13 protein-coding genes are annotated in these 13,459 nt (G+C 64.0%); 8 read left to right on the top strand and 5 right to left on the bottom strand.

What is annotated here, in order from left to right; all coding sequences use genetic code 11:
- Window positions 1–6 precede the first annotated feature (6 nt).
- Both pyk and X730_RS147345 read right to left on the bottom strand, forming a co-directional pair.
- Window positions 7–1,452 (bottom strand): pyruvate kinase, encoded by a 1,446-nt coding sequence (pyk, locus tag X730_RS147340; RefSeq protein WP_023826709.1) that lies wholly within the window; start codon window positions 1,450–1,452, stop codon window positions 7–9.
- Entirely contained in the window at window positions 1,449–1,937 is a 489-nt protein-coding gene (locus X730_RS147345; protein ID WP_023673118.1) for a DUF1036 domain-containing protein, read from the bottom strand. Before X730_RS147345 ends, pyk begins: the two co-directional genes overlap by 4 nt.
- A 246-nt stretch (window positions 1,938–2,183) precedes the next feature.
- On the opposite strand from X730_RS147345, the gene X730_RS147350 reads away from it, so the two are divergent.
- The 3 genes from X730_RS147350 to X730_RS147360 all read left to right on the top strand — a co-directional run bounded on the left by X730_RS147350 (window position 2,184) and on the right by X730_RS147360 (window position 4,633).
- A complete protein-coding gene (locus X730_RS147350) occupies window positions 2,184–2,981 on the top strand; it encodes an N-formylglutamate amidohydrolase (RefSeq protein ID WP_023826708.1) in 798 nt (265 codons plus the stop codon).
- A 12-nt stretch (window positions 2,982–2,993) separates the two neighbouring features.
- Window positions 2,994–3,302, top strand: coding sequence for a DUF1244 domain-containing protein (locus tag X730_RS147355; RefSeq protein WP_023673120.1), 309 nt, complete (start codon window positions 2,994–2,996; stop codon window positions 3,300–3,302).
- Between the two features lie 155 nt (window positions 3,303–3,457).
- A complete protein-coding gene (locus X730_RS147360; RefSeq protein WP_023826707.1) occupies window positions 3,458–4,633 on the top strand; it encodes an MFS transporter in 1,176 nt (391 codons plus the stop codon).
- Here X730_RS147360 and X730_RS147365 read toward each other — a convergent pair.
- Complete coding sequence (locus tag X730_RS147365; RefSeq protein ID WP_023826706.1) at window positions 4,597–5,505, bottom strand: LysR family transcriptional regulator; 909 nt, start codon at window positions 5,503–5,505, stop codon at window positions 4,597–4,599. The genes X730_RS147360 and X730_RS147365 overlap by 37 nt on opposite strands.
- A gap of 95 nt (window positions 5,506–5,600) precedes the next feature.
- Between X730_RS147365 and X730_RS147370 the strand changes: the two genes are divergently transcribed.
- From X730_RS147370 to X730_RS147390, 5 genes are all read left to right on the top strand, one after another.
- Window positions 5,601–6,557, top strand: a complete 957-nt coding sequence (locus tag X730_RS147370) for an SDR family oxidoreductase (protein ID WP_023826705.1) — start codon at window positions 5,601–5,603, stop codon at window positions 6,555–6,557.
- Window positions 6,558–6,735: 178 nt separating this feature from the next.
- A complete protein-coding gene (locus X730_RS147375) occupies window positions 6,736–7,596 on the top strand; it encodes a xanthine dehydrogenase family protein subunit M (protein WP_023826704.1) in 861 nt (286 codons plus the stop codon).
- A complete protein-coding gene (locus X730_RS147380) occupies window positions 7,596–8,078 on the top strand; it encodes a (2Fe-2S)-binding protein (protein ID WP_023684040.1) in 483 nt (160 codons plus the stop codon). Before X730_RS147375 ends, X730_RS147380 begins: the two co-directional genes overlap by 1 nt.
- A complete protein-coding gene (locus X730_RS147385; protein WP_023826703.1) occupies window positions 8,075–10,339 on the top strand; it encodes a xanthine dehydrogenase family protein molybdopterin-binding subunit in 2,265 nt (754 codons plus the stop codon). Before X730_RS147380 ends, X730_RS147385 begins: the two co-directional genes overlap by 4 nt.
- Window positions 10,340–10,363: 24 nt before the next feature.
- Entirely contained in the window at window positions 10,364–10,609 is a 246-nt protein-coding gene (locus X730_RS147390) for a MoaD/ThiS family protein (protein ID WP_023684042.1), read from the top strand.
- A 274-nt stretch (window positions 10,610–10,883) separates the two neighbouring features.
- On the opposite strand, the gene X730_RS147395 is transcribed toward X730_RS147390, so the two are convergent.
- Together X730_RS147395 and X730_RS147400 are read right to left on the bottom strand one after the other, a co-directional pair.
- Window positions 10,884–11,666: a hypothetical protein gene (locus X730_RS147395; RefSeq protein ID WP_245261379.1), complete on the bottom strand. Its 783-nt coding sequence runs from the start codon at window positions 11,664–11,666 to the stop codon at window positions 10,884–10,886.
- 56 nt (window positions 11,667–11,722) lie between these two features.
- Window positions 11,723–12,115 carry a phage holin family protein gene (locus X730_RS147400; RefSeq protein WP_023693628.1) on the bottom strand — a complete coding sequence of 131 codons (393 nt, stop codon included), beginning with the start codon at window positions 12,113–12,115 and terminating at the stop codon, window positions 11,723–11,725.
- Window positions 12,116–13,459: the final 1,344 nt, after the last annotated feature.

The following is a 13,459-nucleotide window of genomic DNA, read 5'->3' as shown; positions in this document are numbered from 1 at the left end:
CCTCTGTCAACCTATGTTGCGGGTGGCCTGCACGTCCGACCCGACATAGGCGATGCGCAGCATGTTGGTCGAACCCGGCGTCCTCAGCGGCACGCCCGCCGTGATGATGACGCGGTCGCCCGGCTGACCGAACCCCTCTTCGAAAGCGATGCGGCAGGCGCGGTCGACCATGTCGTCGAGGTCGCTGGCGTCGGGCGAGACGACGCAATGCGTGCCCCACAAGAGCGACAGCCGCCGCGCCGTGTTGAGGATCGGCGACAGCGCGATGATCGGCACTTGCGGCCGCTCGCGCGCGGCGCGCAGGCCCGTGGTGCCCGACGCCGTATAGGTGATGATCGCCGACAGTTTCAGCGTCTCGGCAATCTCGCGGGCGGCGAGCGAAATGGCGTCGGCGCCGGTTGCTTCCGGTTCCGAGCGCTGCGCGTTGATGATGCCGGCATAGGTCGGGTCGGTTTCGACCTTGGTGGCGATGCGGTTCATCATCGCCACCGCCTCGACCGGATAGGCGCCGGCAGCGGATTCGGCTGAAAGCATGATGGCGTCGGCGCCCTCGAACACGGCGATCGACACGTCGGAGACCTCGGCGCGGGTCGGCACCGGCGCGGTGATCATCGATTCCAGCATCTGCGTGGCGACCACCACCGGCTTGCCGGCGCGGCGCGCGGCGCGCGTGATCTGCTTCTGGATGCCGGGCACCGCTTCCAGCGGCATTTCCACACCGAGATCGCCGCGGGCGACCATCAGCGCGTCGGAGAGTTCGATGATTTCGGCCAGCCGGGCGACGGCCTGCGGCTTTTCGATCTTGGCCATGATCAGTGCCCGGCCGCGCGCGATCTTGCGGGCTTCCGCCAAATCCTCCGGCCGCTGCACGAAGGACAGCGCCACCCAGTCGACGCTTTCCGCCAGCACCGCATCGAGGTCCTTGCGGTCCTTTTCGGTCAGCGCACCGACCGGCAGGTCGGTGTCGGGCAGGCTGACGCCCTTCTTGTCGGAAATGGTGGTGCCGGCGACGACGGTGCAGGTGATAGACTTGCCGTCGCTCTTCACCGCCCTGAGCTCCAGCTTGCCGTCGTCGATCAACAGACGGTGGCCGGCCTCGACCGAGCTCAGGATTTCGGGATGCGGCAGGTAGACCCGGGTCGACGTGCCGGGCTCGGGATTATTGTCGAGGGTGAAGGTCCGGCCCGGCGTCAGAACCTCCTTGCCGTTGGCGAACTTGCCGACGCGCAGCTTCGGTCCCTGCAAATCGGCCAGGATGCCGATCGGACGGCCGACCTTTTCCTCGACCGCGCGGATGCGGCCGACCAGCGTGCGCATCAGCTCGTGATCGGTGTGGCTCATATTGATGCGGAAGACATCGGCGCCGGCTTCGAACAGCTTCTGCAGCATCTCCTCGGACGAGGAGGCAGGACCGATGGTGGCGAGGATCTTGACCTTGCGGCTACGTCTCATTGACTGTTTGTTCCCGGGGCGGCTGGAGCGCCTCCCGTTGTGGACTCATCGGTCAGCTGGACCATCCAGCTTGCCTGCTCGCCCGTGTCATATTCCTGGAATCCGGCGCGCTGGAAGCCCCGGGCGACGCAATCGGTAACGCCTGCGATCTTGAACTCTTTTTCAGCCACGCACATGTTGATCGGGCCATCCCAGCGCCCGCCGCGCTCGGCGTCTTCTGCATAAAGATAGTAAAACCTCGATGACAGCGGACCTTCGATCAGCGTCTTGCAGCTCGATCCTTCGATGTGCCACCACCCCTCGGTGATCCAGCCTGCCTTGGCGCGGTAGCCGATGCCGACGCCGACCAGGTTCTGCGTGGCGTTGCAGACGCGGAAATCGGCGCGGGCAGGCGAAGCCGCGACCAGCGCGGTGAGCCCTAGCGTCAGGGTCAGGAGCGGCACGGCAAAGGCGGTGCGCGCACGCGGCCTGCCGGCGGAACCCATCCCGAAACCCCTCAATAACGTCATCTGCATCTCTCAACGCCCCTTTTCGGAAAAGTCCGGGCGCATGTCAACGCGCCGTTCTGTCCAATTCCAATCGATTTAGAAAGGCCCCCGACACGCGATACGCCGCGCGTCACAGGATTTTCGCAGAAACCGTGGCCAAACAACGGCATTGCGCAACACTCCTCTTCGTGGGAATGACGATACCACCCTCCCCGGAAGCCAGCGAACAGACCTTTCCAGCCAATGACCCGATCCACAGTTTTCGCGCCTTTCGATATCGTCGAAGGCGACCGCAAGCGAGGCATCGTGCTTGTCGCCGACCATGCCCGCCGCGACCTGCCGGAGGAGTATGGCAGTCTCGGCTTGCCGGCGGCGGAACTCGATCGCCATATCGCCTACGACATCGGTGTCGAGACGGTGACGCGCGAACTGGCCGCAGCGCTCGACGTGCCGGCGGTGATCGCCAATTTTTCGCGGCTGCTGATCGATCCCAATCGCGGCGAGGACGACCCGACGCTGATCCGCCAGCTCTATGACGGCACTGTCGTGCCGGGAAACTACCCTATGGCACCGGCCGAACGCGAAAGGCGGCTCGACGGCTTCTACCGGCCTTATCAGGACGCGGTCGGCGCCATGATCGCGTCGGTGGCGCACGCCTCAGGCAAAGCGCCGTTCATCTTCTCCGTACACTCCTTCACCCCTGTCATGCAGGGCTTCATCCGCCCTTGGCATGTCGGCATATTGTGGGACCTCGACGACCGCGTGGCGCGGCCGCTGATCGACATGCTGGCGCAGGACAAAAACCTCGTCGTCGGCGACAATGAACCCTATGACGGCGCGTTGCGCGGCGACACCATGTTCAAGCACGCCATCGTCAACGGCTTTGCCCATGCGCTGATCGAGATCCGCCAGGACCTGATATCAGACAGCAACGGGGCGCTGGCCTGGGCGCAACGGCTGGCGCCGATCGTTGACGCCATCGACCGCCGTCCCGATATACATCAGGTGAAGATGTTCGGCTCGCGCACCGGGCCGCTGTGAGGATCCAAGGCAATGACCGAACTCAGCGATGACCAGAAACGCGATTTCGAGGCCGCGGCCTTCCGCCGGCTGGTCGATCATCTGCGCGAGCGCAGCGATGTGCAAAACATCGACCTGATGAACCTCGCCGGCTTCTGCCGCAACTGCCTGTCGAACTGGTATCGCGAAGCGGCCGAGGCTGAGGGCGTCGATCTTGGCAAGGATCAGTCGCGCGAAATCGTCTACGGCATGCCCTATGCGCAATGGCAGGCGCTGAACCAGACCGAGGCTTCGGACGCCAAGAAAGCGGAGTTCGAGGCAAGACGGCCGAGGGATCACTGAAGTAGCGCGCGGTTCACAGGATTGACGTCGGCGGGACAGCGCCTAACGGTTTCCCCTTAGATGTGGCCCACAAGCTTTTCGCAGCCAAGCGCTTGACGAGAAATTGAATCGATCTAATTTGCCGCGCAAAGCCATTCTTTGACCGGATTCGGGCCATGAACGCGCAAAACACCATGCAGAGCGCCCTTCAGGGGCGATGGGCCGTAGCAGCGATCTTCCTCGCCAACGGCTTCCTGACCGGCAGCTGGGCGCCGCAGATTCCGGTGTTCCTGACCCGGCTCGACATCTCGAAATTCACCCTCGGCCTGCTGATCCTTCTGTTCGGCGTCGGCGCGGTCGCGGCCATGAGCTGGTGCGGCCATCTGATCTCCAGGCATGGCTCGCGCACCGTGTTGCGCTGGTTCGGCCTGTGCGGCAGCCTCGGCCTGCTGATCGTGGCGCTGGCGCCCAACGTGCCGCTGGCGTCGATCGCCATGATCATCTTCGGCGGCTCGATCGGCGGCATGGATGTCGCCATGAACGCCAATGCCGTGGTGGTCGAGCGCCGGCTGTCCCGCGCCATCATGTCGTCCTCGCACGGCTTCTGGAGCCTCGGCGGTTTCGCCGGTGGCGGTCTGGGCGGTTACGCCATCCAGACTTACGGCCACCTCGCCCATGCGGCTGTGGTCACGGTCATAGCTTTTGCCGTCATTGCCGTGGCGGTCGGCTACCTCATCGCCGAGGACAAGCCGCAGGCCGTCGAGCATCACAGATTAACGCTGCCGGCCAACCCGCTGGTCTATCTTGTCGGGCTGATGGCGCTGCTGACGATGATTTCCGAGGGCGCCGTGCTCGACTGGGCAGCGCTTTATCTCCGGCAGGAGCTCGGCGCCGACCTCGCCATCGCCGGCCTTGCCTACGCCGCCTTCTCCGGCGTCATGGCTGTCATGCGCTTTTTCGGCGACGGCGTGCGCAACCGCTTCGGCGCGGTGGCGACGCTGCGCGGTTCGGCCATCGTGGCCGCCGCCGGCATGCTGGTCGCCGGCCTGTCGCCCTCGCCCTGGATCGCCATCGCCGCTTTTGCCCTCTGCGGCTTCGGCATCGCCAACATGGTGCCGATCATCTTCTCGGCCGGCGGCAATCAGGAAGGCATGTCGTCGGGCACCGGCATGAGCGTCGTCACCACCATGGGCTATTCCGGCATATTGGTGGCGCCGTCGGCGATCGGCTTCGTCGCCGAGCATTCGAGCTTCGGCCCGATCTTCGTCGCCATGTCGGCGCTGCTGATCGTCGTGCTGTTGATGGCCGGGCTCGCTCACCGCGCCGAATTCGCGGCCGCCCCCGCCGAATAGCGCTTCAGCTCCTCATAGAGGAAATCCGCGACGCGGCGGATGCGCACGCTGGTGCGCACGTCGCGATGCATGGCCAGCCACACCGGCAGGCTGGGCAATGGCAGGCCGGGCAGGAGTTTCTCCAGCAAGGGGTCGCTGTCGGCCAGCGGCTCCTGGCCGAGACCGACGCCGTTTCCCGCCCGCAGCGCTTCCCACAGAACGATCTGGTTGTCGGCCCTGAAGCGGAAGCTGCTTCGGGTGACGGGGATGCCGGCCTGGGTAAAGCCCCGGATCATCTCGTCGCTGCGGTCGAAGCCGATCAGCGGATGGTCGAGAAGATCGGCGGGCTTGAGCGGGCGGCCGTGCCTGCCGAGATAGGATTTCGCCGCGCAGCAGCAGAGCTTGATATCGCAGACCTTGCGCGCCGTCAGCTCGTTCTGCGCCGGCTTGACCATGCGGATGGCGATATCGGCATCCCTTCGCAGCAGGTTCTCGACCTGGTTCGAGGCGACGATCTCGACCTCGATGCCGGGTTCCTCGATGCCGAGCCGCGCCGTCATCTTCGGCAGCACATAGGCCGCCACCACCTCGCTGGCGGCAATGCGCACCGTGCCTTCGATCGCCTCGACCGAGCCCAATGCCAATAGTGAGAACGCGCTCGCCTGCTCGCTCACCGCCTTGCCGCGTTCGAACAGCGTGGCGCCTGCTTCCGTCAGCGCATAGCCGCGCCGCCCGCGCCGGAACAAGGTGACGCCCAACGCCTGTTCGAGCTCACCGATGTGACGCCCGAGCGTCGGTTGGCTGGCCGACAGTTTGCGCGCCGCGGCCGACAGGCTGCCGGTCTCCGCCACGGTGACGAAACTCTTGATCAGGTTCCAGTCGATGTCTTCCATTCATTTATGAATAACGAATCTGCATCCATAGTCAATTTTCATTCGCGTATGAACGCATCATATTCGCCGTGCAAACACAGACACGGAGAAGAAAAATGACCAAGATCGCAATTCTGGGGGCCAATGGCCGGCTCGGCCGCGTGGTTGGCAAAGCCTTCATCGACGCCGGTTTCGATGTCCGCGCCGTCACCCGCACCGGCAAGGTCCCGGCCGAACTCAAGGGCGCCACCGCCGTCGCCGGCGATGCGCTCGACCGCGAGGCGCTGATCCGCGCCACGCAAGGCGTCGACATCATCTTCAACGGTCTCAACCCGATCTACACCGATTGGAGCAAATGCCTGCCGATGGCGGAAAACGTCGTGGCCGCCTGCCATGCCAATGGCGCGCTGCATCTCTTCCCCGGCACTGTCTACAATTACGGCTCGCCGATGCCTCAACTCGTCACCGAAGACACGCCGTTCCGCCCAACGACCGAGAAGGGCCGCATCCGCTGCGCCATGGAAGCGCTGTTTCGCCGCGAGGCCGATGCCGGTCGCGTCCGCACCATCATCCTGCGCGCCGGCGATTTCTTCGGCGGCACCGGCAGCGGATCATGGTTCGACCTCGTCGTCGCCGCCAAGATGAACAAGGGCGTCTACACCGCGCCTGGCCCTGCCAACCTCGTGCACGAATGGGCCTATTTGCCGGACTTCGCCATCGGCTTCGTCGGCCTGGCGCGCAATCAGGGCAAGCTCGGCTTCTTTGAGGCGCTCAACTTCCCCGGCCACGCCGTCACCGACATGGACATAAAGGCCGCGGCCGAGAAAGCGTTGGGACGTCCGCTGAAACTGACCTTCATGCCTTGGTGGGTGCTGCGCGCCGGCAGCCCGTTCGTGGCGATGTGGCGCGAGATCGTCTCGATGTCCTATCTGCGCTTCGAACCGCACCGGCTCGTGTCCGACCGGCTGGAAGGCATCATCGGCGAAGTCCCGCACACCCCGCTGGACGAGGCCGTGGCCGAGGCCTTGAAGGACATCGGCATCAGCCTCGACCGTGCAAAAGACGCCGCTTAAATGCATGTCGCCCAGAAGTGTGCGCGGTTCTGGGACAACGACATGCATCAAAACAAAGACTTTAGACAAAAATCTCTCTCGCGGTGCTGGCCCAATCGCTGGAAATCAGCAACCGGATGGTCATTATGAGGAGACTGTTTATAACGGTCGGCGAGATCACCATCACCAAGGGGAGACGATGCGTTACATACGTCCGCTTTCAATCGAAGACGCCGTTGGCCTGCTGGCCGACGCTTCCGGCACATCAGCCATTCTCGCTGGAGGCAGTGACCTCCTCGTTCGGATGAAGGGCGGGTTTGTCGATCCCGACCTGATCGTCGACATCAAGGCGATCGAGGGCTTGAGCGAGATCAGGGGGACGGCCGACGGCTTCAGCATCGGCGCCACCGTCCCCTGCGCCGTCCTGGGCGAGAGCTCGGTTCTGAAGAAGGCCTGGCCCGGTGTCGTCGAAGCGTCGAAGCTGATCGGCTCGAAACAGGTCCAGGGCCGCTGCACCATCGTTGGCAATCTGTGCAACGCATCGCCGGCCGCCGACAGCGTCCCGGCCTTGGTGGCCGCCGCCGCAAAGGCCGTGGTTGCCGGTCCGTCGGGCAAGCGCACCATTCCGGTCGAGGCTGTGCCGATCGGGCCTGGCAAGACCTCGCTCACCAAGGGTGAGATCGTCGAGGCGATCCTGCTCGACAATCGCGCGCCGCGTTCGGGCGACGCCTATCTCAGGTTCATTCCGCGCACCGAGATGGACATCGCGGTGGTCAGCGCCGGCGTGAACCTGACGCTCGACGAGCATGGCGTCATAACAGCCGCCCGCGTCGCGCTGGGCGCCGCGGCCCCGACCGTGCTTCTGGTGGAAGAAGGAGCCGAGGCACTCATCGGCAGGAAGCTGGATGAGGCGGCACTTGAGCGGCTCGCCAAGATCTGCGCTGGGGCCTGCCGCCCCATCGACGACAAGCGCGGCACCATCGAGTTCAGACGAAAAGTTGCGGGCGTGCTGGCCGGACGGGCCGCGACGACCGCCTACGCACGCGCAGGAGGCAAATGATGGCCGGTGTAGCAGTTTCAACGACAATCAACGGCGATCACGTCGAATACCTTTGCCAGCCCGACGAGACGTTGCTCGACGTCCTGCGCGACCGGCTCGGGCTGACCGGCGCCAAGGAAGGCTGCGGCACGGGCGACTGCGGCGCCTGCTCGATCATCCTCGACAACCGGCTGGTCTGCTCTTGCCTGGTGCTTGGCGCTGAAGCCGAAGGCCGGCATATCGAGACCGTCGAAGGCATGGCGCATGGCGATCAGTTGCATCCGCTGCAGCAGAAATTCCTCGAGCATGCGGCCCTGCAATGCGGCATCTGCACGCCGGGCTTCCTCATCGCGGCCAAGGATCTTCTGGCCAAGAACCCCGATCCTACCGAGGAAGAAATCCGCTTCGGCCTCGCCGGCAACCTCTGCCGCTGCACCGGCTACGACAAGATCGTGCGCGCGGTCCAGGATGCGGCCAATGTGATGAAGGGAGCGCACGCATGAACTTCGATCCACGCTTTTCGGGCCGCAAATTCTCATCCGTCGGCACCCGCCCCATCCGCCCAGACGGCATCGACAAGGTGACGGGACGCGCCCGCTACGGCGCCGACTTCAACATGGCGGGACAACTGGTCGGGCGTGTCCTGCGCAGTCCGCATGCGCATGCCAGGATCCTCAAGATCGACACCTCGAAAGCGGAAAAGCTCGCCGGCGTGAAAGCGGTGATCACCGCCGCCGACCTGCCCGATCTCACCGATGGCGATGCCGCCATGTATGACGTCCTCGACAATTGCATGGCGCGCGGCAAGGCGCTCTATGACGGCCATGCGGTGGCCGCGGTCGCCGCCGTCGATGCCCGCACGGCCAGGCAGGCGCTGAAGCTCATCGAGGTCGAATACGAGCTGTTGCCGCATGTCACCGATGTCGACGAGGCGATGAAGCACACCGCGCCGTTGATCAACGACACCATCTTCACCGAGGGGCTCGAGGAAAAGCCGGTAAAGCCGTCCAACGTCACCAAGCGCAGCCAGTTTGGCCATGGCGATGTCCATCAGGGCTTTGGCCACGCCGATGTCATCGTCGAGCGCTCCTTCAAGACCGAGCAGACGCATCAGGGCTATATCGAGCCGCATGCCTGCGTGGCGAGCGTCTCGTCCGACGGCACCGCCGACCTATGGGTCTGCACGCAGGGCCATTTCGTCTACCGCCAGCATTGCGCGCAACTGCTCGGGCTGGAAGCCTCGAAGCTGCGCGTCACCTCGTCTGAAATCGGCGGCGGCTTTGGCGGCAAGACCCACGTCTGGGCCGAGCCGGTGGCACTCGCTCTGTCGCGCAAGGCAGGACGGCCGGTGAAGCTGGTGATGACCCGCGACGAGGTGTTCCGCGCCTCGGGTCCGACCAGCGCCACCTCGATCGACGTCAAGATCGGCGCCCGCAAGGACGGCACCATCACCGCCGCCGAAGCGACGCTGCGCTACACCAGCGGCCCCTATGCCGGCACATGGGCCGAGATCGGCGCCATGACGGCCTTCGCCTGCTACAAGCTCGATAACGTCAAGACGGTCGGCTTCGAAGTGCTGGTCAACCGGCCGAAGACCGCGGCCTATCGCGCACCCTCCGCACCGATGGCGGCGTTCGCGGTGGAAAGCGCTGTGGATGAGCTGGCCAAGGAACTCGGCATGGACCCGGTCGAGTTCCGCATCAAGAACGCCGCGCAGGAAGGCACCCGCTCTTCCTATGGCCCCGTCTACGGCCCGATCGGCATCGGCCCGACGCTGGAGGCGGCCAAGCACCATCCGCACATGAAGGCGCCGCTGGGCAAGAACCAGGGCCGCGGCATGGCTTGCGGCTTCTGGTTCAACTTCGGTGGCCAGACCTGCGTGGACCTGAACATCGGCATGGACGGCTCGGTGTCGCTGGCCGTCGGCACGGTGGACGTAGGCGGTTCGCGCGCGTCGCTGTCGCTGGTGGCGGCGGAGGAGCTCGGCATCGACTATGCCCAGCTCAAGGCGGTGGTCGCCGACACGTCCTCGCTCGGCTACAACGACATGACCGACGGCAGCCGCGGCACCTTCTCGTCCTCGATGGCGACCATCTCGGCTGCCCGCAACGCCATCAAGATCCTGCGTGAGCGCGCCGCCCAGACGTGGGACATCCCCGTCGACGACGTGGTCTGGGAAAACGGCCACGCCATCGCCAAAGGCGAGAAGTACGGCAATCTTGCAGCCCTGTCGCTGAAGGAGATCGCCGCCGCTTCCGGCAAGACCGGCGGGCCGATCGCCGGCCACAGCGAGCTCGTCGCCGACGGCGCCGGCGTCTCCTTCGCCACCCACATCTGCGACATCGAGGTCGACCCCGATACCGGCTCGACCAGGGTGATCCGCTACACGGTGATCCAGGATGCCGGCAAGGCGGTGCACCCGACCTATGTCGAGGGCCAGTACCAGGGCGGCGCCGCGCAAGGCATCGGCTGGGCGCTCAACGAGGAGTACATCTACGGAAAGGATGGGCGTCTCCAGAACGCCGGCTTCCTCGACTACCGCATCCCGGTCTGCTCGGACCTGCCGATGATCGACACGCAGATCCTCGAGATACCCAACCCCAACCACCCCTATGGCGTGCGCGGCGTCGGCGAAACCTCGATCGTGCCGCCGCTGGCGGCGATCGCCAATGCCGTCTCCAACGCAGCCGGCGTGCGCATGACCCACATCCCGATGTCGCCGCCAAGGGTCCTCGCCGCGATCGAGGCGGAACGGGGAGGCTAGGGCAAAAATGAGGTTCTTGCCCTAATGGTCGAAGTGACGCTCTGGGGCGCGCTGGGCCAGCTCGCCGGCGGCCAGAGCAAGGTCGAGGTCGAGGCCAAGGACATCAGGGAGCTGTTCAGGAAACTGGCTGAACAGTATCCCGGCATCGAGCCCTGGATCGAGAAGGGCATCGCGGTGGCGATCGACGGGACGATTTATCGCGATACGTGGTCGAAGGAACTGCCGCCGGGGGCGGAGATTTTTCTGCTGCCGCGGCTGGCTGGGGGGTGAAGTGGGGTGTCGCCCTACGTCCCAGAGCGGACCGGCATCCTCGGTCTGCGAACTTCAAGTGCAATGTCGGTCCTCGCCTAGATGCCAGTTTTGCTGACCGCGTCTTATCGGCGGCGGGGGCCAACAATCCAGAGAACCTGATCCGCTGGATTACTATCGGCAAGGGACATCAGTCCGCACACGGCTCTGAAGTGACTCGAGCGGGTCACCGTTTGACGGACAACACCGGCCCCTTTCTGGAGAGGCCGGCTATCGTTGATCCAGGATCATCAAGCTAGGTTTGGCGCTGAGACGTATCGGAAATTCGTTCGCGCACGGCATGCTCGGTCTTGTCTGCTGTGGACTTCACGATCTCGCCGAGCTGATCGGCTATCGTGTCTGCTTCCATATCTTGCCGGCCAGCTTCCTGCTTGATGGTCTCATAGGCTTCGGCGGCGACCTGCTTGGCCTCATCGAGGCCCCTATTGAGCAAAGTTTCGGCGGAATCGCGAAGCTTGTCGCCATAGGCGCCTAGTTGCTCGTCCTCCGTTGCGGTATGGGGCAGCATTGCACCTATAGCGGCGCCGATGGCGAGACCGACGGCCGCTACGGCCAAGGGTTGGTCCTCCAACAGATCTTGCGCGGAGCGGCTGGCTTTCGCCGCCATGTCCCCAGTCGTCGAGCTTGCATTGGCAGCGCTTCCCGTCAGACCCGCCGCAGCGGCTCTTGCGGTGCTCGATATGGTGTCGCCGACGCTGGTAGCGCTCGAGGAGAGCGATTCCGCGGCGTCGGAGAGCGTGCCGCCCAAACCGCCGCGCTCCCCTGCTACATCATGTCGTCCCGGCGCTGAAGGCAATGGATAGCCAGCCGAACGGTGGGCGGTGTTTGAGATACCGCTGCCGAACATCAGCCAGGCCAGACCTGCGCCCACCATGGTGACCGGCAAAGGATTGTCTCGGACCTGCGTTCTGAGATTGCTGAGCATGGCCGCGCTCTCCCCTCCCGAGAACAGCCCGGTGAACTCATCCAGCAATTGTCCAGGCGTCATCTTGCCTCGAATGGATTCGGCGGTCTCCATCACCCGAGCGCGAGCAGCCTCGGCCTCGCGTTCAAGTTCGGCTGCGGATTTCTCGTTCATCTCACCTGTTCCTTAATCGCGCTCGCGTCGCGCTTGAGCTGTCCCTGGGTCCGGTCGGGGGTAAGTTCCGAAGGCGCCATGCTGGCCGTCCCGGTCCGCAGCAGGATGACGCCGAGGACCGCCACGACCACACCGACCAGCAGGGAAGACCACCCCGCGCCAAGCCCTGCCCGCGTCAGTGCGATAATGAGCGCCTGCAGCAACACCAAGAGCGCGGCGAGCAGGCAAATCGCGCCGCCCAGCACTTCCGCGGCACCTGCTCCGGCTTTGGTAAGCTTTTCAGAGAGCTCGGCCCGAAACAGCCTCGCCTCGGTTTGCACCAGAGTGGTGACATTCTGGGCCAAATCGGTGACTAGCCCGGCAAGGCTGGGATTGTCCTGGTTGTTCATCTGTCCTGCTCCGCGATCTGCGTGGCNCCATCATCGCCGACCACGCCAAAATCTTGTGGACGATCAGCGGACCAACCCTGTGGCTGATCGGTGTGTGATCTGAGGCCTCCCGGAGCGGCCTCAGAATCGGGCGTTGCCGGCGGAGAAGCCTTGATGAACCGCCCGAGAGCCAATCCGGCCAACACCGATCCCGCAAGCAGGACACCGGGATTTTGCCGGCCGAAGGACTGCACGTCATCAAGGACTTGGCTAAAGGGCTTCTGTTTCAAGGACGATGAAAGCCGCTCAAGGCCACTGGCAGCATCCAAAGCGAANCGCTCTTCCGATCTGATTTTGCCGGCCGAAGGACTGCACGTCATCAAGGACTTGGCTAAAGGGCTTCTGTTTCAAGGACGATGAAAGCCGCTCAAGGCCACTGGCAGCATCCAAAGCGAACTTCGATGCGTTCCTTTCATCGTTGCTGGCAAGGTGATCGCTGGCCGCTCGCAGTGCACCACCCAACGCCGCCAAGCTCGATCCGATGTCGCGCTGCGCCTCCTCCGCCTTGTCGGAGATGACCTGCGTGGCTTCAGATGCATAGTCGCCAGCCTTACGGGTCACCTCGTCCCGCGCGTCGTGAAGCAACTCGCTGGCACGCTCATTTTCCTGGCGAAGTCTTTCGGAGACGTCGCTTTTCGCCTTGTCGAATTCGGTGGGCTGTCCGCCCTGATCCTTCTCATGCTGCATGAGGCCACCTAGTGAAAACCGAGGAAGGAGAGGACCGCGAGCACGACGACGATAAGGCCGATAAGATAGATTACACTGTTCATGTGCACGTCCTCCGTAGCTTTCCAACTTCGACGAACCTGCGATGTTCCGTAAGTGAGAGCATTNACACTGTTCATGTGCACGTCCTCCGTAGCTTTCCAACTTCGACGAACCTGCGATGTTCCGTAAGTGAGAGCATTTATCTCAGCCGAAAGGCGGCCAGGCCGGTCGACAAGATTGGGCGGACGTTCATCCCATTGAGGACCGAGCCGCCGTCCTCCTGCAGCAAATTGGCGCACCCTCTATGCCGCTCAGAACAGCCGATCGGACGAGTGGGAAAAGGCGGGTAGCTGGAAATTTGCTAATGACCTGCTGGCGTCCTTTTCTGGGGTGGGATCGTGCGGTTCGCCTGTACGCTCGAATTTCTGCTTTTGGGATTCCGCTGGGGCCAGCTCAAAGACCTATCTGAGGCGCATTGCTGACCGGCAGCCTTGGGGCCGGGACCAGTAAGTCCGCTTGTGGCCAGTTAAGAACGACAGAGGCCGATCTCGACCCACATCAGCCATGCGGCAACATCCGGTTTCGCACAAGGCTAAG

Origin of the sequence: Mesorhizobium sp. L103C131B0, assembly GCF_000502275.1 — a bacterium.
Classification (GTDB): Bacteria; Pseudomonadota; Alphaproteobacteria; order Rhizobiales; family Rhizobiaceae; genus Mesorhizobium.
This window is presented reverse-complemented; position numbering and strand designations above follow the sequence as displayed.